This is a genomic window from Micromonospora sp. CPCC 206171 (assembly GCF_036906755.1).
GTDB lineage: Bacteria > Actinomycetota > Actinomycetes > Mycobacteriales > Micromonosporaceae > Micromonospora > Micromonospora purpureochromogenes.
Genome location: NZ_JBAKHT010000038.1, coordinates 1 through 22,156 on the forward strand (window position 1 = coordinate 1; position 22,156 = coordinate 22,156).

Consider the following 22,156-nt stretch of genomic DNA (forward strand, 5'->3'; position numbering starts at 1 on the left):
CACCAGCCGGCAACGCCTGCATCAACCGCCCACGCGCCGCCACCAGACGCGACGCATCCGCCAGCGACAACACCCCGGCCACATGCGCCGCAGCCAACTCACCGATCGAATGCCCCGCCACGAAGTCCGGCCGCACACCCCACGACTCCACCAGCCGGAACAACGCCACCTCGACCGCGAACAACCCCGCCTGCGCATAACCCGTCCGCCGGATCAACTCCTCGTCGTCACCCCAGACGACCTCACGCAACGGCCGATCCAGGTGCGCGTCCAGCTCGGACACCACCGCGTCGAAGGCCCCCGCGAACACCGGGAACGCCGCGTGCAACGAGCGACCCATGCCGAGGCGCTGCGCGCCCTGACCGGTGAACAACACCGCCAGCCGACCGGACCGGGCCACCCCGGACACCACCGCCGGCTCGGACTCGCCGTCGGCGAGCGCGGCGAGGGCCGGCGACAGCTCCGCCGGGGTCGCGCCGAGCACCACCGCCCGGTGGTCGAAGAGCGCCCGCCCGGTCGCCAGGGTCCGGGCCGCGGGTGCCACCTCCGCCGGCTCCATCGACCAGGCGAGTTCCGCCAGCCGGCCCGCCAGGCTCCGCACCGCCGCCTCGGACCGGGCGGACAGGAGCCACGGCACCATCGTTGGGCGGCCGGCGGACCCGACCGGGCCGGGGGCGTCGCCGGCCGGCCCGGCCGGCGCCGACGCCACGACCGCCGGGGTGTCGTCCGGGGCCTGCTCGATGATGACGTGCGCGTTGGTGCCGCTGATGCCGAACGACGACACGCCCGCCCGGCGCGGATGCCCGTTCACCGGCCACTGACGCGCCCCGGTCAACAGCTCCACCGCACCGGCGGACCAGTCCACCTGCGGCGACGGCGCGTCCACGTGCAGGGTGGGCGGCAGCACGCCGTGGCGGATCGCGTGGACCATCTTGATGATCCCGGCGACGCCGGCGGCGGCCTGGGTGTGCCCGAGGTTGGACTTGATCGAGCCGAGCCAGAGCGGGCGCTCCGCCGGGCGCTCCTGCCCGTACGTGGCGAGCAGCGCCTGCGCCTCGATCGGGTCGCCCAGGGTCGTACCCGTGCCGTGCGCCTCCACCGCGTCGACCTCGGCGGCGCTGACCCCCGCCGACGCGAGCGCGGCCCGGATCACCCGCTGCTGCGACGGGCCGTTCGGCGCGGTCATGCCGTTGGACGCGCCGTCCTGGTTCACCGCCGAACCGCGCACCACGGCGAGGACCGGGTGACCGTTGCGGCGGGCGTCGGAGAGCCGCTCGACCAGCAGGACGCCGACCCCCTCACCCCAACCGGTGCCGTCGGCCGACGCGGCGAACGACCGGCACCGACCGTCGGAGGAGAGACCGCCCTGCCGGTTCATGTCGATGAAGGTGTCCGGAGTGGACATCACGGTCACGCCGCCGGCCAGGGCCAGCTCGCACTCCCCGGTGCGCAGCGCCTGGATCGCCCAGTGCAGGGCCACCAGCGACGACGAGCAGGCGGTGTCCACGGTCACCGCCGGCCCCTCCAGCCCGAGCACGTACGCGACCCGCCCGGAGACCACGCTGGTGTGGCCCCCGTTGCCCAGGTAGCCCAGCGCCTCCTCCGGCATCTCGCCGGGCCGGGTCGCCCAGTCGTGGTACATCACCCCGGCGAACACCCCGGTACGCGAGCCGGCCACCGAGTGCGGGTCGATGCCGGCCCGCTCGAACGCCTCCCAGGACGCCTCCAGCATCAGTCGCTGCTGCGGGTCCATGGCGCTGGCCTCGCGGGGGCTGATCCCGAAGAAGTCCGGGTCGAACAGGGCGGCGTCGTAGAGGAAGCCGCCCTCCTTCGTCGAGGTACGCCCCGACCGGCCCGGCTCCGGGTCGTACAGCTCGTCGACGTTCCAGCCCCGGTCGGCGGGGAACTCGCCGATGGCGTCCACCCCCTCCGCGACCAGCCGCCACAGCTCCTCCGGCGAGCTGACCCCGCCGGGGTAGCGGCAGCTCATGCCGATGATGGCGATCGGCTCGTCCGGGACGGCGCGCACCGCGGCCCGGACCGGCTCGGCCGCCGGGCGCAGGTCGAGCAGCTTCTCGACCAGGTGCCCGGCCAGCGCACGGGGGTTCGGGTAGTCGAAGACGAGGGTGGCGGTCAGCCGCAGCCCGGTGGCCGCGTTGAGCCGGTTGCGCAACTCCACCGCGGCCAGCGAGTCGAAGCCGATCTCGTTGAACGCCTGCCGGGGCGCGATGGCGTCCGCGCCGCTGTGCCCGAGCACGGCGGCCACCTGGGTACGGACGAGGTCCAGCAGGACCGACGTACGCTCCGCCTCGGTCAGCTCGGCGATCTGGCGCGCCAGGGAGAGCTCGACCGGGACGGCACCGGCGGCGGCCCGGGCGGCGGGTCGCCGGGGCGCGCGGACCAGCCGGCGCAGCAGCGGCGGCAGCTCGGCGGCCCGCTGCTGCAGGTCCGCCAGGTCGAAGTGCAGCGGCGCCAGGAACGGCTCGTCCGCGCCGAGCGCGGCGTCGAAGAGGGCGAGGTTCTGCGCGACGGTGAGTTCCCGCAGCCCGAGGCGGCTCACCCGGTGCGCGGCGACGTCGTCCACCCCGGCACCCATGCCGATGTCCCGCGGCCAGAGCCCCCAGCCGAGGCTGGTGGCGGGCAGCCCGGCGGCTCGGCGGTGCGCGGCGAGGGCGTCCAGGAAGGTGTTGGCCGCCGCGTAGTTGGCCTGCCCGGAGCCGTCGAGGAAGCCGGCGGCCGAGGAGTAGAGCACGAAGGCGCGCAGGTCGGCGTCGCGGGTCAGTTCGTGCAGGTGCCAGGCGGCGTCGGCCTTGGGGCGCAGCACCGCGTCCAGCCGCTGCGGGGTGAGGCCGGCGAACGTGCCGTCGTCGACGATGCCGGCGGCGTGCACGACGCCGGTGAGCGGCTGGTCGGCGGGGATCGTGGCGAGCAGTGCGGCGAGGGCGTCGCGGTCGCCGACGTCGCAGCCGGCGAGGGTGACCTGGGCGCCGAGGGCGGTCAGCTCGTCCCGCAGCGCGGTGGCGCCCCGGGCGTCCGGTCCGCGTCGGCTGGCCAGCAGCAGGTGCCGCACCCCGTGGGTGCTGACCAGGTGCCGGGCCAGCACCGCGCCGAGTCCACCGGTGCCGCCGGTGACCAGGACGGTGCCGTCCCAGGTGGCGGGGGCGGCGGCGCGCGGGCGGCGGACGGGCACCAGGCGGGGGGCGAGCAGCCGGCCCTGGCGCAGCGCCAGCTCCGGTTCGCCGGCGGCGGCCGCGCCGGGCAGGGCGGTGGCCGGGGTGGCGGCGTCGAGGTCGAGCAGGAGCAGCCGACCCGGGTTCTCGGCCTGGGCCGCGCGCAGCAGGCCCCACAGCGGCGCGGTGGTCAGCGCGATCGGGTCCCCCGGCAGCGCCGCCACGGCGTGCCGGGTCACCACGACCAGCCGGGTGTCGGCGAGCCGGTCGTCGGCGACCACGTCCTGGGCCAGCCGCAGCGCCCGGTGCGCGGCGGCCCGTACGCCGGCCAGGGTCTCGCCGTCGCCGGCGTCGAACGTCGCGACCAGCAGGTCCGGCGCGGCCTCGACGGCCTCCGGACCGGTCAGCGCCGGTACGCCGAGCGCGTCGGCCAGCCCGAACGAGTCCGGGCCGACGACGGCCACGGACGCCTCGGCCGACGCGGGCAGCGGTTGCTCGGTCCACTCGACGCGGAGCAAATCCCCGCCGCCGGTGCCGGCGCCGAGCTGTTCGGCGTCGACGGTGCGCACCAGCAGCGCGCCGACGGTGGCGACCGGCGCGCCGGAGCCGTCGGCCAGCGCGACCCGGACGGTGTCCGGCCCGGTCGCGGTGAGCCGCACCCGCACGGCGGTGGCACCGGAGGCGTGCAGGGTGAGGTCGTACCAGGTGAACGGCAGGGTGACCCCGGTGGCGGGCTGCGGCAGCGCCAGGTCCAGCGCGTGCAGCGCGGCGTCGAGCAGCGCCGGGTGCAGCCCGTACGCGCCGCCGTCGGTGCTGGACTCGGGCAGTGCCACCTCGGCGAAGACCTCGCCGTCGCGCCGCCAGACCGCGCGCAGGCCGTGGAAGGTCGGCCCGTAGCCGTAGCCCTGCTCGGCCAGGTTCGGGTAGAAGCCGGTGACGTCGACGGCCTCGGCGTCGCGCGGCGGCCACCGGGTCAGGTCGTCGTCGCGGGTCGGGGCGGCGCCGGTCGGGGCGAGCACCCCACTGGCGTGCCGGGTCCAGTCGCCGCCGGGCGGGGCGTCCTCGCGGCGGGAGTGGAACTCCACGGTCCGCCGCCCGTCGGTGTCCGGCGGGGTGACCACGACCTGGAGCGCGACCCCGGTGTCGGCCGGCAGGACCAGCGGCGCCTCCAGGGTCAGCTCCTCGACCAGCGCGCAGCCGACCTGGTCCCCGGCGTACGCGGCCAGTTCGACCAGCGCGGTGCCGGGCACCAGGTTGACCCCGCCGATGACGTGGTCGGCGAGCCACGGGTGGGAGCGGCGGGACAGCCGGCCGGTGAGCACCGTGCCGTCCTCGGTGGCCAGGTGCAGCAGCGCGCCGAGCAGCGGGTGGTCGGCGGCGAGCTGCCCGATCCCGGACGCGTCGCCGGTGGCGGGCGGGGAGGTCAGCCAGTAGTGCCGGTGCTGGAACGCGTAGGTGGGCAGCTCGACGCGGCGCGCGCCGCTGCCGGCGTAGCAGGCCGACCAGTCGACGTCGGCGCCCCGGACGTGTGCCGCCGCGACCGCGGCCAGCACCTCCCGCTCCTCGTCGTGGTCGCGGCGCAGGGCGGCGACGAACGCGCGGTCGCCGTCGGGCGCGACGCACTCCTGCGCCATCGCGGTGAGCACCGGGTCGGGCCCGAGTTCGAGGTACGTGTCGACACCGGCGGAGTCGAGGAAGGCGATGCCGTCGGCGAACCGGACCGGCTGCCGCACGTGCCGCATCCAGTAGTCGGGGGTGCACAGGTCGGCGCCGGCGAGCGCGCCGGTGACGTTGGAGACCACCGGGACGCGCGGCTGCTCGTACGTGACCAGCTCGGCGACCCGCCGAAACTCGTCGAGCATCGGCTCCATCAGCGGCGAGTGGAAGGCGTGGCTGACCCGCAGCCGCTTGGTGCGCCGGCCCCGGCCGGCGAGTTCGGCGGCGATCCGCAGCGTCTCGCCCTCGACGCCGGAGATCACCACGGCGGCCGGGCCGTTGACGGCGGCGAGGTCGACCCCGTCGACCAGCAGCTCGCGGACCTCGTCCTCGGCGGCGGCCACCGCGACCATCGCGCCGGCCGACTCCAGCTCCTGCATCAGCCGGCCGCGGGCGGCGACCAGCATGGCGGCGTCGGGCAGCGAGAAGACCCCGGCCGCGTGGGCGGCGGCCAGCTCGCCGATGGAGTGCCCGGCGACGAAGTCCGGCCGCAGGCCCCACGACTCGACGAGCCGGTAGAGCGCGGTCTCGACGGCGAAGAGCGCCGGCTGGGCGTACCCGGTCCGGTCGAGCAGCGCCGCCTCGTCGGTGCCCTCGGCGGCGAAGAGCACGTCCCACAGCGAGTGGTCCAGTTGCAGGTCGAGGTGGCCGATCGCCTCCTCCAGCGCGTCGGCGAAGACCGGGTACGCGGCGTGCAGCCGGCGGCCGGTGCCGAGGCGCTGGCTGCCCTGGCCGGTGAAGAGCAGGGCCAGCCGGCCGCCGGTGGCGGTGCCCCGGATCAGTCCGGGGGCCGGGTCACCGGCGGCGAGGGCGCGCAGTCCGGCGCGTACCTCGTCGGTGTCGCGGGCCAGCAGCACCGCGCGGTGGGTGAGGGCCGCGCGGCCGGTGGCCAGCGACCAGCCCAGGTCGACCAGGTCCGGCGGCGTGCCGGCGGGGTCGGTGGCGTCGAGCAGCCGGGCGGCCTGGGCGGGCAGCGCCGGCGCGGTCCGGGCCGAGACGACGACCGGGCGCAGCGCGGCGGCGACGGGCGGCCCGGGGTGCGGCGCCGGGGCCGGCTCGGTCGGCGGCGGCTCCTCGACGATGACGTGCGCGTTGGTGCCGCTGACCCCGAAGGAGGAGATGCCGGCGCGGCGCGGGGTGCCGTCGGCGGGCCAGGGCCGGGCCTCGGTGAGCAGCCGCACGGTGCCGGCGGACCAGTCGACGTGCGGGGTCGGTGCGTCCACGCCGAGGGTGCGGGGCAGCGTGCCGTGCCGCATCGCCATCAGCACCTTGATCAGCCCGGCGGCCCCGGCAGCGGCCTGGGCGTGGCCGAGATTGGACTTGATCGAGCCGAGCCAGAGCGGGGCGTCGGCCCGGTGCGCCCGCCCGTACGTGGCGATCAACGCCTGCGCCTCGATCGGGTCGCCGAGGGTGGTGGCGGTGCCGTGCGCCTCCACCGTGTCCACCTCGGCGGGGGTGAGCCCGGCGTCGGCCAGCGCCTGCCGGATGACCCGTTGCTGGGCCCGCCCGTTCGGGGCGGTCAGCCCGTTGCTGGCGCCGTCGGAGTTGATCGCGGTGCCCCGGATGACGCCGAGCACGGGGTGGCCGTGGCGGCGCGCGTCGGAGAGTCGTTCGAGGACGAAGAGCCCGACGCCCTCGGCCCAGGCGGTGCCGTCGGCGGCGGCGGCGAAGGGGCGGCAGACGCCGTCCGGGGAAAGCCCGCGCTGGCGGCTGAACGAGGTGAACGCGCCGGGGTTGACCATGACCGACGCCGCGCCGGTCAGCGCCAGGGTGCACTCGCCGCGTTGCAGCGAGCGGACGGCCAGGTGCAACGCGACCAGCGAGCCCGAGCAGGCGGTGTCGACGGTCAGCGTGGGCCCCTCGGTGCCCAGCACGTACGCCAGCCGGCCGGAGACGACGCTGGGCGAGTTGCCGGTCATCAGGTAGCCGTCGAGGCCGTCCGGGGCCTCGTGCAGCCGCATGCCGTAGTCCTGCGGGTCGGCGCCGATGAAGACGCCGGAGCGGCTGCCGCGCAGCGACTGCGGGTCGATGCCGGCCCGTTCCAGGGCCTCCCAGGCGGTCTCCAGCACCAGCCGTTGCTGCGGTTCCATGGCGCTGGCCTCGCGTGGGCTGATGCCGAAGAACTCGGCGTCGAAGCCGGCGGCGTCGTCGAGGAAGCCGCCGTGCCGCACGTACGTGGTGCCGGGGTGGTCCGGGTCGGGGTGGTAGAGCCCGTCGAGGTCCCAGCCCCGGTCGGTGGGGAACCCGGTGACCACGGTGCCCTCGTCGGCGACCAGCGCCCACAGCCGGTCCGGGGAGTCCACCCCGCCCGGGTAGCGGCAGCCGATGCCCACCACGGCGATCGGCTCCTCCTCGGCCGGCGGGCCGGCCGGGGCCGACTCGGCGGGGTCCGCACGCTCGCCCAGCAGCAGGGTGCGCAGGTGGTCGGCGAGGGCGATCGCGGTCGGGTGGTCGAAGCCGACGGTGGGTGGCAGGGTCACGCCGGTGGCGGCGGTGAGCTGCCGTTGCAGCTGCACCAGTCCGAGCGAGTCCAGGCCCTGTTCGCGCAGCGGCCGGCCGGCGTCGACGGTGTCCGGCGCGTCGTCGGCGCCGATCTCCCGCAGCACGGCCGACGCCTGCGCGCGGACCAGGTCGACAAGGACGCGCGTCTGCTCCGGTCCCGGCAGGCCCGCCAGGCGGGCGACCGACGCGGGCGTTCCCCGGTTCTCCGTACCCTCTTCTGCCACCCGCCCAGAATTACGTCGGGAGCCGGCTTTCCGAATCCCCTACCAGCCCCTACCGGTGCCGATCGGGGCCGGCGGATCAGCTCGCCGCCGCCCGGGCCAGCCGGCCGCGGTCGATCTTCCGGTTGGAGTTCAGCGGGAACTCGTCCAGGTGGGTGTACCGGCGGGGCAGCATCCCCTTCGGCAGGATCTCGGCGAGCTGCTTGGCGAGCTGGGCGGCGGGCACCGGCTCGCCGGTGTAGTAGACGACGATCTCCACCAGCCCGTCGACGGTCCGGGTGACCGCCACCGCGTCCCGGACGCCGGGGCAGCCGGCGAGCGCGTGCTCGATCTCGGCCAGCTCGATCCGCCAGCCGTTGACCTGCACCTGGGCGTCCCACCGGCCGAGGTAGATCAGCTCCCCGTTGGCCAGCCGGCGCACCCGGTCGCCGGTGCGGTACCAGCGGCGCCCGTCGTGGTCGAGGAACCGTCCCTCGTCGTCGGCCGGGTCGAGGTAGCCGGGGGCCATCTGCGGGCCGGTGACGCAGAGCTCACCCTCGTGGTCGGACAGGTCCCCGTCGGGGGTCCGCAACAGGGCGTCGTGCCCCTCGTGCAGGTGCCCGATCGGCACCAGTCCGTTGACGCAGAGCCCGGGCGAGGTCTCCGGCGACCAGCGGTGGCCGGTGATGGTGAGGGTCAGCTCGGTGGGGCCGTAGATGTTGGCCACCGTGGACCGGTGGGCGGCGGCGTGCCAGTCGGCCACGTCCGCCGCGCGCAGCGCCTCCCCCGCGAACAGGCTCCAGCGCAGCCCGGGCATGCCGCCGGGGCGCAGGCCACCCAGCCGGCGGATCAGGGTGATCGCGCTCGGCGCGGAGAACCAGACGGTCACCGCGCGCTCGGCGAGGAAGCCGGGCAGGTCCCGGTAGGCCTGCGCGGGCACCGGCTGCACGGCCGCTCCGGCCCCCCAGGCGCAGAACATGTCGAACGCCGCGCAGTCGAAGTTCAGGTCGAAGGTCTGCGAGAAGACGTCCGTGGTGTCGAAGTCGTAGTGCCGGTCCACCAGCCGGAAGTAGTGGTCGGTCATCCCGTAGGTGATCGGCACGCCCTTGGGCCGGCCGGTGGAGCCGGAGGTGAACAGCACATAGGCCAGCTGCGACGCGGTGACCGGCAGCGGCGCGTCGAGGGGCCGTTCGCCGAGCGGGATGCGCGCCGCCCCGGGCACCGCGTCGGCGTCCAGGCCGGGCGCGAGCACCGGCAGCTCCAGCCCGGCCCCGGCCAGCTCGCCGAGGGTGGCCAGGCCGGCCTCGTCGGCCACCACGGCGGTCGCGCCGGAGACCTCCAGCATCCGCCGGGTCCGCGACACCGGGAAGCCGGCGTGCAACGGTACGACCGTGGCGCCCGCGTACAGCACGGCCAGGATTCCCGCGTACGCCTCGACGCTCTTGCCGGTGAGCACCGCGACCGCCTCGGGCGGCTGGTCCCCGGCGGCGCGCAGCGCCCCGGCCCGGGCCAGCGCCAGCTCGTGCAGTTCCTCGTAGCTGACGGCGCGGGATCCGACCCGCAGGGCCGTGCCGGTGGGGTTGGCCGACAGGCCGCGAAGGAAACGCGCCGACAGGGCGGGACCGTCCACGTCTACCATCCGGTGCTCCAACAGTAAGGGGCGACAGGGGTTGTCGGCCGCACGGGCAGGTACTTGTATCGAGGTCACCGCCGACACCGGTTCCGACAGATTCGGAGTGACCCATGCTGGACGAACAGTTCGAGGGGATCCTGCGGGGTTACCTGGCCTTCCTGTCGCCGACCGACACCCTCACCGAGGACACCCCGCTGCGCGACTTCGGCCTGGACTCGATGGCCACGGTGGAGCTGATCTCCGACCTGGAGTCGACATACCGGGTGCGGTTCGTCGACGACCTGCTGAGCCTGGAGAACTTCGCCACCCCGGGCACGATCTGGGCGAGCCTCACCGCGTTGGGCGTCACGGGCCAGGTGACCGCGGCCCGGGTCGGCCACTGACCCGTGACGCCCGTGTGAGGCAATGCTGGTGCAGGCCCGTACCCGCGGAAACCCCTAGCGCCCCCTGACGTGCGCGGCCGCCGGCCGGCTTTGCGGTCGACGGTTTCCGCTGACCCGGTGGACATTCGACGGCGTCCCGACCGCCCGGTCGGGACGCCGTCGTGGGTCCGGGCAGCGCAGCGCCCGCCCGGAGCACGGTCCCGGGTGCTCCAGGCGGGCGCGGTCGCTCAGCCGGCCAGTTCCTCCCAGTCCTGCCCGGCGTGGAGCAGCCCGGTGGTCTGCTCGCCACGGGACTCCGAGAGCCGCTTGCGCAGCTCGTGCTCGGCGGGCAGGTCGGTGCGCCGGGTGATGCCGAGCTTGCGGTAGACCCGGGTCAGGTGCTGCTCGACGGTGCTGACGGTGATGTACAACGTCTGGCTGATCTCCCGGTTGGTGTGCCCCAACGCGGCCAGCTTCGCCACTCGGCGCTCGGCCTCGCTGAGCACGTGCCGGCCCTCCTTCTCCCGGTCGTGCCAGCGGCCCACCAGCGCGGGCGGCTCGACCGGTCGGTCCCCGGCGGCGGGGACGGCCGGACCGGTCGTACCCGCCTGGGCCACCTGCGCGGCCCGCCGGGCCAGCACCCGGGCCCGGTCGAACTCGCCGAGCTGCTGCCGGACGACGCTGAACGCGGTCAGCGCCTTGGACAGCTCCAGCCGGTCGTCGGCCGCCTGGAGGCATTCCACGCTCTGCCGCAGCAGCGTCGGACGCTGCGCCGGCTCGCTGGCGGCGGCGAGCACCCGCAGCGAGATGCCCCGCACCCGAACGTCGGCCGCGCGCGCCCGCTCCAGTTGCTGGGTGAGCAGGTCCCGGGCCTCGACGGAGCGGCCGAGCCGCAGGTTCACCTCGGCCAGGTCGCTGCGCCACGGGATCAGCGCCGGCACGTCCACGTCCCATTCGCGCATCAGCCGGCCGCACAGCTGGAAGTCCCGTCCGGCGGCCAGCACCCGGTCGGTGGCCAGGTGGAACTGCCCCCGCGCCCGCAGGTACGGCAGGCTGAAGACGGTGCCGAACATCGAGTCGGGCACCGGCGCCTGGAGCACCTCCGCCGCCTCCCGGAGCTCGCCCCGGGCGGTGCGCGCGACGATCAGGGTGGCGCGCGGCTGACCGATCAGGACCCCCCAGCCCTTCTCCGGCAGCAGGGCCAGCGCCTGCTCGGCGTGCCGGATCGCGTTCACCAGGTCGCCGCGCCGATAGGCGATGCTGCCGGCCAGCGAGGAGAGCACCGCCTGCCAGGTGACCTCGCCGCGCTCCGCGGCCTGCCGCATCAGCCGATCGCACCAGGTGCGGGCCAGCTCCGGCTTGTTGCCGCGCTGTACCGCGAGCACCGCCGCGGCCACCACCTCCAGCGGGGTCTCACCGATCTGGCAGCTGCGCAGGATCTGCTCGGCACTGGTGGTGGCGGCCTCCCCGCCGCCCCGGCCCCAGAGCGAGGTGAGTCGCTGCGCCGCGTCCGCCCAGAGGTCCCTCGGGTGCGTGGTGCCGGTGGCCCCGAACTCGGACAGGCGCCCCCGCGCCGGCCCGAGGAACCAGTGGAAGCTGACGGCCAGCTCGGCCGCCGTCTGCGCGTCGATCGGGTCGGCGGACGCGCCGAGCGCCGTGGCGGCCCGGGCCGCCGCGTCCTCGTCGCCGTTCCACAGGCTGTAGCGGATCACCGCCGCCGCGTCCGGTCCGTGCAGTTCACCGTCCTGCACCGCGCCCTGCAGACAGGGCAGGTACGCCAGCGTGGCCGACGGGTTCCGTCGCCAGAGCGCGCCGGTGAGCGCGTGCATGATGGCGATCCGTTCCTTGCGGTCGGTGCAGCCGGAGAGCGCGAGCTCCAGGCAGCGCACCGCCAGGTCCGGGTCGTCCGCGGCCAGCGCCTGGTCGGCCGCGGTACGCAGCACCCCGACCGCCCAGTCGGCGGGCACCTGCTCGGCGTTGAGCAGGTGCCGCCCGACCTCGGCCGCCGGCGCGCCCTGCTGGTGGAGCAGGTCGGCGGCGCGGACGTGGACGGCGGACCGTTCCGGCGGGGTCATGCTCTCCAGGACCGTGGTGGCGCCCAGCGGATGGCGCATGCGACAGTCCCGCAGTACGCCCGCCTCGGTCAGTATTCCGACGATCTCCTCCGCGGTTTCGTTCCGCATTCCGAGAAGGCGGCCGATCAGCGCCGGATCCGAACGCTCGTTCAGTACCGCGGCCGCGGCGGCCACGTCCAGCAGCTGCGCGTCCCACCGGTGCAGGCCGGCCAGCACGGCGTGGGCATATCCGTCACCGACGACGGGCGTGGCCCCGTCCTCGATCCCGGCATCCGACGCATTGTCGTCGAGCAGCGCGTGGACCAACAGCGGATTACCGTTTGTCAGATCGTGGTATTCCTCGGCCACGGACCCGGACGCCGGCTTTCCCCATTTCTCGGTCAGCAGATCGGCGATGTCCGGCACGGTCAACGCCGACAACCTGATGCTCTCGTGCGGCTGGCGGGTCAGTTCCGTGTAGAAAAGCGGCAGGGTCGGGCGGCGTCGGTGCCACTTGCCGAGGACGAGCAGCATTCGAGCCGCATCCATCCGCCGCTGCAGAGACAACAACAGCCGCAGCGAGGCGGAATCGGCGAACTGCAGATCGTCGATCACGATCACGACGGTGCGCTCCCGGGCCAGGCCCAGCAGCACTCCGCAGAACTCACGCATCCAGCCCGATCGAGCATCCGGCTCCGCCAGCGGGTCCGACCATCCCCCGTCCTGGTCGGCCGATTCGGCCGAACCGATGAGCCGGGCGGCCCGTTCGGGCAGCGCGTCCACCAGGTCGGCACTGCGGAACAACTGATCGACCACTCCGAGCGGCACCGACTGCTCCGCCCGCGATGCCGTACCACTGAGAAGTAACGCCCCCGTCTCCACCGCGTAACGCGAAAATTGATGGAGCAGATATGTTTTACCGCTGGCGAGTCCCCCCTCGACGAGCGCCAGTCGACCGCTTGAGCCGTCGCATTGGCGAAGGAGCCCTTGCAACAGCGACAGGGCCCCCTCATATCCCATGGTCGCCACGTTTGCATACCCCTAAGTAGCGTAGTAGTCGAAACGCTCCAGCACTGGTAGCCACGTTGCGGCGTATCATATCCACAGATCGACGGTGATGCTAGTCCGCCCTCTTTAGCACAGATCGGGCACAAGGCCCTGGTCAGGCGGTTCTGTCGGCGATCCGATCCGGGCGAATTGCAGAATGTCCAGTTCGCCGGTGTGTCCCATTTTTAATGCGACTGATCACGCCGCCGTTAATCAATCCGGAACGATGTGAGCGATCTTCAAATGTCACGAACCGTTACTTGATCCGGCAACTTATCGTTCACTTTTCGGTGTTGGCGAAGGCGGGATTCCGGCATTCGCCCAGGTCCGGTCCGCTCCTGCCGAGCTGCCTCCGCCAGGCGCTCACACCCGCCGCCGGCCCGTCGTCACCCGGCGGCGGCTGTGTGACCTGGCCGTGACCTGATCCGGCCGGGCGGGACGCCTCGACGGCCCGGATGACAGGCCTTCCCCGCGCCGGCCGTCCGGCCGGTCCTCACCGGCGATCAGCGATCCGAGACGGGCCGTCGGGACGAACCGCCGGCCCGTCGTCACCCTCGCCGGCGCCCGTCGACCTGGCCGGTTCCCGACACGTTGCCCGGCCCACTGTTCCGCAGATCGAGGCCGATGGCGCCCGGGACTTGGGCGGCCGGATCCTGGTTGCGTCATGTCGATCCGGTGGCGTCCTGGGACGCGGCTGGAGCCCGATGCGCATTGGAGCAGTACGGATGTTCGCCGCCCACCCTCGGCGACGGCCACGACCGCCCATCGGGACGGGCCGCCCCCAGGCAGGCCGGCTGCCCTGCTACCAGCTCGATCGGGCAGCGCACGCTCGCCGAGGGCCGGCTGCCCTGCCGTCAGCTCGCCGAGAAGGCAGCGCTCCGACACCGGACGGTGCGGCGTGGACGCCCCTTTGCGGCAAGTCGGGGCGTCCCGGCCGCCCGTCACCCCAACACGCCGCAAACCGTGCCGCCACAGGAGCAGCGCCTCGACACCGGACGGGGCGATGTGGACGGCAGGCCCCCGCTTTGCGGCATGTCGCGCCGTCCCCGTCGGCCGTCACCGCGACACGCCGCAATCGGTGCCCCACGAGGCGCGGTGACAGCGGCCCTGCGCCAGGCGGCTGGGACGGCTCGGAGAGCGACGAAGCGGCGCGCCCGACGAGATCGTCGGGCGCGCCGCCGAAGCGAATCGCACGTCCTGCTCGGGCTCGGTTCCGCCGGGTCACGGTCCCCGACCAACGCCGGCGACCGCCGCCCGCCAGAGCACGCAGCCCTACCGGAGGCCGGGCGGGCCCAGGGACCCGCCCCGGCCCGGTGGCTACTTGCTGGCCCGTACCGGCCCCGGCACTCCAGCGCTGACCGGAGCGGAGGCCTGCCTGCCGAGGTCCCGGTAGAGGCGCCCGGGCCACCAGCTCGCCCGGCCGATGTCCAAGGAGAGCGCCGGCACCAGCAGCGTCCGTACCAGGAAGGCGTCGAGCAGGACGCCCACCGCGACGACCACCCCGAACTGGATCATGTCGACCACCGGCATGGAGGCGAAGACCGCGAAGGTCGCCGCCAGCACGATGCCGGCCGAGGTGATGACGCTGCCGGTGGTGGACAGACCACGGCGTACGCCTTCGGCATGGCCGTGTCGCGCGGCCTCCTCGTGTACGCGGGTCATCAGGAAGATGTTGTAGTCGACGCCGAGTGCCGCGAGGAAGACGAAGCTGACCAGCGGCAACTGCCAGGCCGTCCCCTCGTGCCCGAACACGTGCTTGAAGAGCAGGTGCGACGCGCCCAACGCGGCGAAGTAGGACGCCACCACCGTGCCGAGCAGGACCAGCGGCGCCACCAGGGCGCGGAGCAGGATGATCAGGAACAGCAGGATCACCGCGAGCACGACCGGGATGACCACCTTGGCGTCCCGGCTGGAGGCCCGGTCGATGTCCAGGGTCTCCGCGGTGGTGCCACCGACCTTCGCGTTGGCCCCGGGTACGGCGTGCACCGCGTCCCGGATCTCGTCGATGGACTCCTTCGCTGCGTCGCTGTCGGGCGCGTCCCGGAGCACCACGTCGATGATGACCCGCCTGCCGTCGGGGCTGGGCGACTCCTGACCGACCGTCGTACCGTCCACGCCGGCGGCGGCGGCCTTGACCGGCCCGGCCGCCGAGGCGTCGGCGACGAGGATGGCCGGGTCGGACGCGCCGGACGGGAAGTGCCGGGCGAGCTTCTCCTGCGCGGTGACCGACTGGGGCTTGGTCTGGAACACCTCGGTCTGGGCCAGCCCCATCTTGATGTCCAGCGCGCTGACGGCGAGGCCGCCGATCACGATCAGGCAGCCGAGCCAGACGACCCGGGGGTGGCGGCCGACGGCCGTGCCGATCCGGTTCCAGAAGCCGCGCCCGGCCCGCGCCTCCTGGCCGAACTTCGGCACGAACGGCCAGAACACCCACCGGCCGGCGATCACCAGCAGCGCCGGCAGGATGGTGACCATCGCCAGGTACGCGCAGAGCACACCGGTGGCGCCGACCAGGCCGAGGCTGCGGGCGCTCTGCATGTCGGCCAGGGCGAGGCAGGCCAGGCCGACCACGACGGTCGCGGCCGAGGCGAGGATCGCCGGGCCCGAGCGGCGCAGCGCGATGCCCATGGCCAGGTGCTTGTCGGCGTGCCGGCGCAACTCCTCGCGGTAGCGGGCGATGAGCAGCAGCGCGTAGTCGGTGCCGACGCCGAACAGCAGGATCATCAGCAGACTGGAGCTGGCCGGGTTGACCGGCAGCCCGGCGTGTTTGGCGAGCAGGTAAGCCACGCCCTGGGTGAGCGCGCTGGCGAAGCCGACGGCCAGCAGCGGGAAGATCCAGAGGAACGGACTGCGGTAGATGAGCAGGAGCAGCACGATGACGATCGAGCTGGTCGCGATCATCAGGTTGACGTCGAGGTTTTCGAACGCCTGCGTGTAGTCGTTGAGCAGGCCGCCGGGGCCGCCGAGGTCGACGTCCAGCCCGGCCGGCGCGCCGGCCTGGGCCGCGGTACGCAGGTCCTTGACCGCGAAGTCGATCTCGACGTCGTCGCGGGTCAGCGGCACCACCAGCATGAGCGCCTTGCCGTCCTGGGACGGGATGGCCGGCTGGATGGCCGCGCCACCGTCGGCGAACTTCGCGAACGCCGTACGGTCGGCCTCCACCTTGCTGCGGTCGGCGTCCTGGATCCCGGACTCGCGGGTGTAGACGGCGACCACCGGGACCGCCTCGGAGGCGGAGCGGTACTTGTCCAACTCCTCCATCACGGCGGTCGACTCGGCGCCGCGCGGGAGGCTGCCCGACGGAGTCCGGTCCTCGTAGTCCTCGATCTTGCCGAAGAGCGGGCCGAGCACGACGGCGAGGACTATCCACAACGCGAGGATGGCCCACTTGGAACGCCGACCACTCGGCAATTTGGCCAGTAGCCCGACAGAATCGCTCATTGAGCCGAAACCCTTCTATGCCCGTCTATGCCGATTTCATCGTCCAGGGCACGGAGATCCCGGCGTCGTCCGCCTGGGACGGGGACAAGACCTCGTCGCTCATCGGGCCTGACGGCCATTTCCAAAGGTGCCCCACCACGCGGGGCACGCTTCTGCGTATGCCCCACGCGTACATGCTATGCAGTACGGCGGAACAGCGTCAAGCACTTCGGCAGAGTGTCCGATCAGTGGGCAAGAAGCGCTCTCACGCGGGTTGAGCTGCGGAAATGGCGGCAGCCCTGGGGTCGTCGGGCGGGCGGCTAGGGGATCCACCGCCCTGGTTAGGGGGCGGCCGTTCTGTTCGTGCCGCCGTCGCCGGTGGTTACGTCAAAGTCCGACCAGCCGGTTGACGCGGGTCGACGTCGGCGAGCGTGAGGGGCGACGACGCATGGTGGACAAACCGCATTCCGACCTCGGGTCCCGGGTGGCCGAGCTGCATTCCGTCAAGGCCACGGCCGTCGCCGGCCCGGGGCCCCGGGCGTCGGCGCAGCAGCACGCCAAGGGCAAACTCACCGTCCGGGAACGGCTCGACCTGCTCTTCGACGAGGGCACGTTCCGGGAGATCGAGCAGTTGCGCCGGCACCGGGCCGCCGGGTTCGGGCTGGAGGACCGCCGCCCGCACACCGACGGCGTGATCACCGGCTGGGGCAAGGTCGACGGCCGGACGGTCTTCGCGTACGCGCACGACTTCCGGATCTTCGGCGGCTCGCTGGGTGAGGCCCACGCCGAGAAGATCCACAAGATCATGGACATGGCCGAGTCGGCCGGCGCGCCCCTGGTCTGCCTCGGCGACGGCGCGGGTGCCCGCATCCAGGAGGGCGTCACCGCCCTGGCCGGGTACGGCGGCATCTTCCGCCGCAACGTGCAGGCGTCCGGGGTGATCCCCCAGATCAGCGTGATGCTCGGGCCCTGCGCCGGCGGCGCGGCGTACTCCCCGGCGCTGACCGACTTCGTCTTCGCCGTCCGCAACGTGGCCCAGCTCTACCTCACCGGGCCGGACGTGGTGCAGGCGGTGACGGGCGAGACCGTGACGCACGAACAGCTCGGCGGGGCCGAGGTGCACGCCTCGGTCACCGGCACGGTCTCGTTCGTGCACGACACCGAGGCGGAGTGCCTGGCCGAGGTCCGGCACCTGCTCTCGCTGCTGCCGTCCAACAACCGGGAGCTGCCTCCGGTGCAGCCCACCGGGGACCCGCCGGACCGCCGCTGCCCGCGTCTGCTCGACCTGGTGCCCGCCGACCCCCGCGGCTCGTACGACATGCGCGAGGTGATCGGGGAGATCGTCGACGACGGGGACCTGCTCGAGGTGCACGCCTCCTGGGCGCGCAACATCGTCTGCGGCCTGGCCCGGCTGGACGGGCACGTGGTCGGCATCGTCGCCAACCAGCCCCGGATGCTGGCCGGCGCCCTCGACGGGCTGGCCTCGGCCAAGGCGGCCCGCTTCGTGCAGACCTGCGACGCCTTCAGCATCCCGCTGGTGACCCTGGTCGACGTGCCCGGCTTCCTGCCCGGCACCGCGCAGGAGCACAGCGGGATCATCCGGCACGGGGCCCAGCTGCTGTACGCCTACTGCTCGGCGACCGTGCCCCGGATCCAGGTGATCCTGCGCAAGGCGTACGGCGGGGCGTACATCGTGATGGATTCCCGGTCGATCGGCGCGGACCTCTCGTTCGCCTGGCCGAGCAACGAGATCGCGGTGATGGGCGCGGAGAGCGCGGCCAACGTGGTGTTCCGCCGGGAGATCGCGGCGGCGCCCGACCCGGAGGTGGCCCGCCGGCAGCGGATCAAGCAGTACGAGCAGGAGCTGATGCACCCCTACTACGCGGCCGAGCGCGGCCTGGTGGACGACGTCATCGACCCGGCCGAGACGCGCGCGGTGCTGGTCGGGGCGCTGGAGACGCTGCGGGCCAAACGGGTGCAGCTGCCGGGGCGCAAGCACGGGAACCCGCCGACGTGACCGGGACGGAGGAGTTCGACGCGGCGGAGGTCACCCGGCTGGTGGTGGTTCGGGGCGCGCCAACCGAGGAGGAGCTCGCGGCGGCCACGGTCGCCCTGATGTGCGCGCTGCGCGCCGCTCGGGGTACGGCCCGGACCGCCCGTCGGCGCACCGAGGCGTCCTGGTCCACGCCGGCGGACTACCGGGCGCCGGGTGCCTGGGCCTCGCGATGCCACTGATCCGGTCGGGCGGGCTCAGTCCTCGCGCACCAGGCCCGCCTCGCGCAGCTCGTCGAGCCACCGGCCGATGACCACGATGATCTCCGCGCGGTCGGCCTCCCAGCTGGTGGCCACCTCGTCCGCGGCCAGGTTGAGGTCGCCGCCGTGCCGTTGCAGCGAGATCCAGGAGACCGTGACGAAGGGCGGGAACCGGTACGTGACGGCGGTCGGCTGCCGGTGCAGGATCAGCCACCCGTCCGGAGACACCGTGACCTCCACGTTGTGTTCCCAACGCAGACCCACCATTCCTCCCGACATCACCCTCACCCGATCCCTGTGCGCTCCGATCACGGTCGCCCTCACCTCCCGGGCGAGGGGCGACCACCCGAGGGGTGAGTCCTCCCGGGCCGTCGGCCGCCTGCGCCCTCTCGTCCGCGCCGTCCCACCCTCCGCCTCGACGACCCGCGCCGGTCCCGCGCCGGGCGCGAATGACGCAGGAAGTCGAACATCAATGCGACAAGTGAGAACGGAATGATTGTGGCGACTTTCCCGGCGTCAACCTCGAACCGAACAGAAATCGGCTCGGGAATAGACCCCGAAAGCTTCTGTGTATGCCGTATACCGTTGTTGCAGACCGTACACACCGGCTACTCGACGCGTCAACCCCACCATCGGGCGCCGGCCGGGAAGCGGCCCGCCGGCACCCGGGACCAGGACCACTGGCGACGGTTCGGAACTCGGCCGTGAGCAGCACGGACGCGGACCACCTAGGGGTCAGCGCGCGCCTCGCGGGGCCACAAATCAGGGTCATCCCCCATCTGATCCCGGGTGACGGAAAATGAGTGAGGACGTTTCAGAACAGCAGAGCCGACCGACAGTCGGTGACGATTCCGCGCATTGTGGAGCACGGGAAATCCAGCCACGCCGCCTCCCATTGCAGGCCGTGACGCCGCCGCCGCTCCAGCGCTCGCCGACCCGCCGGCCACCGCCTCACCACCCGTGGACCGGTGCCGCCCGCGAGCCCCCACCGGAGGCGCCCGGCGCGGCGGCGAGAACGGTCTTGACCTGCGGCGACGAAGACGGTTGACAGGCGAACATCGAACTGCGTACAGTCTACACGAATCAGCGTATGAGGCACGCAGAAGACCACCCGGAGCAGGGACGGCAAGGAGTGCAACGACAATGGCCTACGAATTGGCAATAGAAGCCAGCGGGCTACGAAAGTCCTATGGCGACGTGCAGGTACTCAAGGGCGTGGACATCACCGTCCCCCGGGGCAGCGTCTTCGCCCTGCTGGGCCCGAACGGCTCGGGCAAGACCACCAGCGTCCGGATCCTCTCGACGCTCACCTCCCTCGACGCGGGACAGGCCAGGGTCGCCGGCTTCGACGTCGTCAAGGAGCGGCGCAAGGTGCGGCGGGCCATCACCCTGACCGGCCAGTACGCGGCGATCGACAAGAACCAGACCGGCGAGGAGAACCTGCGCATGATGGGCCGGCTCACCGGCCTGTCCCGCGCCGAGTCGCAGGAGCGCGCGAAGCAACTGCTGGCCCGGTTCGACCTGACCGACGCCGGTGGCCGGCGACTGGCCACCTACTCGGGCGGCATGGCCCGCCGGCTGGACCTCGCCGCGAGCCTGGTCGGGGCGCCGTCGGTGGTCTTCCTCGACGAGCCGACCACCGGCCTGGACCCGCGTAGCCGCCTCGCCCTGTGGGGCGTCATCGCCGACCTCGCCGCCAACGGCCTGACCATCTTCTTGACCACGCAGTACCTGGAGGAGGCCGACCGCCTCGCCGACCGGGTGGCACTGCTCGACGGCGGCACCATCGTCGCCGAGGGCACCCCCACCCAGCTCAAGGAGCGGGTCGCGGGTCAGCGGCTCGACCTGGAGCTGGTCGACCGCACGGCGCTGGAGGACGTCCTCACGCTGCTGGGCGAGCGGGTGGTCACCAAGGATCTCGACCTGCTGACGATCGGGGTCACCACCGACGGCTCGGCCAACCAGGTACGGGCCGTACTGGACGAGGCAGACCCGCAGCGCAACCGGATCACCAAGTTCCAGGTGCACAGCGCCACGCTGGACGACGTGTTCCTGGCGCTGACGGGCCACCCCACCCCGAGCCCGGAGGTGGAGCGAGTTAAGGAGACTGTCGGTGACTGAGTCCATCGTCCTGCGCAACCGGCCCCGACCCACCTCGCTCGGGACCGACATGATGACCATGATCGCGCGCTGCACCCGGCTGACCAGCCGGGACCTGGACGCCCTGATGATGGCGCTGATGCTGCCCATCATGATGATGGTGCTCTTCGTCTACCTCTTCGGCGGGGCGATCCAGACCGGCGGCGACTACGTCACCTACGTCTCCCCCGGCGTGCTGCTGCTCTGCACGGTGTGGGGTGCCGCCCAGACCGGAGTGGGCGTCGCCAACGACATGAGCACCGGCATCATCGACCGGTTCCGGTCGATGGACGTCAGCGGCGCCGTGCTGCTCGGCGGCCACGTCACCGCCAGCGTCATCAAGAACATCGTCTCCACGGTCGTGGTGATCGCGGTGGCCCTGCTCATCGGGTTCCGGCCCGAGGCAAGCCTGCTCCAGTGGCTCGCCGCCGGCGGCATCCTGGTCACCTTCATCCTGGCGATGTCCTGGCTCTCCGCGGTGGTCGGGCTGCTCACCAAGTCCACCGACGCGGCCGCCAGCTTCGCCTTCATCATGATGTTCCTGCCCTACGTCAGCAGCGCGTTCGTCCCGATCCACACGCTGCCCGGCTGGCTGCAGGGCGTGGCCAAGCACCAGCCGTCCACGCCGATCATCGAGAGCGTCCGCGGGTTCCTGCTCGACCGGCCGGTCGGCGACAACCCCTGGATCGCGCTCGCCTGGTCCGTCGGCATCCTCGTCGTCTCCGTCACCCTCGCCGCGGTCTTCTTCCAGAAGAAGACGGACTGAGCGCGGGCGTCGGTCACCGACAGCGAAGGCCCTTCTCCTCCCCCGTTGGAGAAGGGCCTTCGCGCGTGCGCGGGCAGGGCCGACACGACAAGGGCGCCGCCTCCGTCGGGAGGCGGCGCCCTGTCGGCGTACGCGGGCTCAGGCCGTCCTGCGCCAGAACACCCCGCCGTTGTCCACCGGCCGGATCTCGTCGGTGATCCCGTGCTCGTCGCGGTACTCGTGCACCGCCGCCCGGCAGGGCTCCATGTTGTAGTCGTCGATGATGATGAACCCGCCCACGGAGAGCTTGGGGTAGAGCGGGATCAGCGCCTCCCGGGTCGACTCGTACAGGTCGCCGTCGAGGCGGAGCACGGCGATCGAGGAGATCGGGGCCGCCGGCAGGGTGTCCTTGAACCACCCCTCCAGGAACTCCACCTGCTCGTCCAGCAGGTCGTACGCCTTGAAGTTGGCCCGGACCGCGTCCGCCGAGACGCTGAGCATGCTGTTCAGGTTGTGCAGCGCCATCTCCTGGTCCAGCGGGTGGCTGCCCTCCCCCGCCTCGGGCACGCCCTCGAAGGAGTCGGCGGCCCAGACGCGCCGGTCGGTGACGCCGTGCGCCTTGAGGATGGCGCGCATCAGGATCGTCACGCCGCCGCGCCACACCCCGGTCTCGACCAGGTCCCCGGGGATTCCGTCGGCCAGCACCCGCTCGACGCACTCCTGCACGTTGTCCAGGCCCTCGAGACCGACCAGCGTGTGGGCTGCGGAGGTGCCCGGAAGGCCCCCCTCGGGCACCGCGGCGCCCTCGGCCCCCGTCCACCAGGGAGCGGCGTTGTCGGTGTAGATCTCGTTGGCGATCACCTTCTTGATCAGCTCAAGGTAGAGCGTGACTCCCGTGTCGGTCATCTGTCCGTC

The 22,156-nt window shown here is 73.0% G+C and carries 11 protein-coding genes; 5 read left to right on the forward strand and 6 right to left on the reverse strand.

What is annotated here, in order from left to right; all coding sequences use genetic code 11:
• Together V6U89_RS27740 and V6U89_RS27745 are read right to left on the reverse strand one after the other, a co-directional pair.
• Nucleotides 1-7,612 (reverse strand): SDR family NAD(P)-dependent oxidoreductase (locus V6U89_RS27740; RefSeq protein ID WP_334575422.1); only part of this gene is annotated, 7,612 nt, incomplete at its 3' end.
• Nucleotides 7,613-7,688: 76 nt separating this feature from the next.
• The gene (locus V6U89_RS27745; RefSeq protein WP_334575427.1) at nt 7,689-9,227 is read right to left on the reverse strand and encodes an AMP-binding protein; all 1,539 of its coding nucleotides are present in this window, start codon (nt 9,225-9,227) and stop codon (nt 7,689-7,691) included.
• A 104-nt stretch (nt 9,228-9,331) separates the two neighbouring features.
• On the opposite strand from V6U89_RS27745, the gene V6U89_RS27750 reads away from it, so the two are divergent.
• Nucleotides 9,332-9,604 (forward strand): acyl carrier protein, encoded by a 273-nt coding sequence (locus V6U89_RS27750; protein ID WP_334575431.1) that lies wholly within the window; start codon nt 9,332-9,334, stop codon nt 9,602-9,604.
• Nucleotides 9,605-9,831: 227 nt separating this feature from the next.
• Here the strand turns inward: V6U89_RS27750 and V6U89_RS27755 are convergent, their stop codons facing one another.
• The gene (locus V6U89_RS27755; protein WP_334575435.1) at nt 9,832-12,657 is read right to left on the reverse strand and encodes a helix-turn-helix transcriptional regulator; all 2,826 of its coding nucleotides are present in this window, start codon (nt 12,655-12,657) and stop codon (nt 9,832-9,834) included.
• A gap of 1,344 nt (nt 12,658-14,001) precedes the next feature.
• On the reverse strand, nt 14,002-16,125 hold the full coding sequence (locus tag V6U89_RS27760; protein ID WP_334575440.1) for an MMPL family transporter: 2,124 nt from the start codon (nt 16,123-16,125) through the stop codon (nt 14,002-14,004).
• Between the two features lie 427 nt (nt 16,126-16,552).
• On the opposite strand from V6U89_RS27760, the gene V6U89_RS27765 reads away from it, so the two are divergent.
• Both V6U89_RS27765 and V6U89_RS27770 read left to right on the forward strand, forming a co-directional pair.
• Nucleotides 16,553-18,121, forward strand: a complete 1,569-nt coding sequence (locus tag V6U89_RS27765; RefSeq protein ID WP_334575445.1) for an acyl-CoA carboxylase subunit beta — start codon at nt 16,553-16,555, stop codon at nt 18,119-18,121.
• Nucleotides 18,118-18,339, forward strand: coding sequence for an acyl-CoA carboxylase epsilon subunit (locus tag V6U89_RS27770; protein WP_334575448.1), 222 nt, complete (start codon nt 18,118-18,120; stop codon nt 18,337-18,339). The genes V6U89_RS27765 and V6U89_RS27770 overlap by 4 nt, the downstream gene beginning before the upstream one ends.
• Before the next feature lie 15 nt (nt 18,340-18,354).
• On the opposite strand, the gene V6U89_RS27775 is transcribed toward V6U89_RS27770, so the two are convergent.
• Complete coding sequence (locus V6U89_RS27775; RefSeq protein WP_334575449.1) at nt 18,355-18,585, reverse strand: hypothetical protein; 231 nt, start codon at nt 18,583-18,585, stop codon at nt 18,355-18,357.
• A 915-nt stretch (nt 18,586-19,500) separates the two neighbouring features.
• On the opposite strand from V6U89_RS27775, the gene V6U89_RS27780 reads away from it, so the two are divergent.
• Both V6U89_RS27780 and V6U89_RS27785 read left to right on the forward strand, forming a co-directional pair.
• Nucleotides 19,501-20,478, forward strand: a complete 978-nt coding sequence (locus V6U89_RS27780; protein WP_334575452.1) for an ATP-binding cassette domain-containing protein — start codon at nt 19,501-19,503, stop codon at nt 20,476-20,478.
• Complete coding sequence (locus V6U89_RS27785; RefSeq protein ID WP_334575456.1) at nt 20,471-21,262, forward strand: ABC transporter permease; 792 nt, start codon at nt 20,471-20,473, stop codon at nt 21,260-21,262. Before V6U89_RS27780 ends, V6U89_RS27785 begins: the two co-directional genes overlap by 8 nt.
• Before the next feature lie 138 nt (nt 21,263-21,400).
• Here V6U89_RS27785 and V6U89_RS27790 read toward each other — a convergent pair whose 3' ends face one another.
• Nucleotides 21,401-22,147, reverse strand: coding sequence for a TylF/MycF/NovP-related O-methyltransferase (locus V6U89_RS27790; protein WP_334575458.1), 747 nt, complete (start codon nt 22,145-22,147; stop codon nt 21,401-21,403).
• Nucleotides 22,148-22,156: the final 9 nt, after the last annotated feature.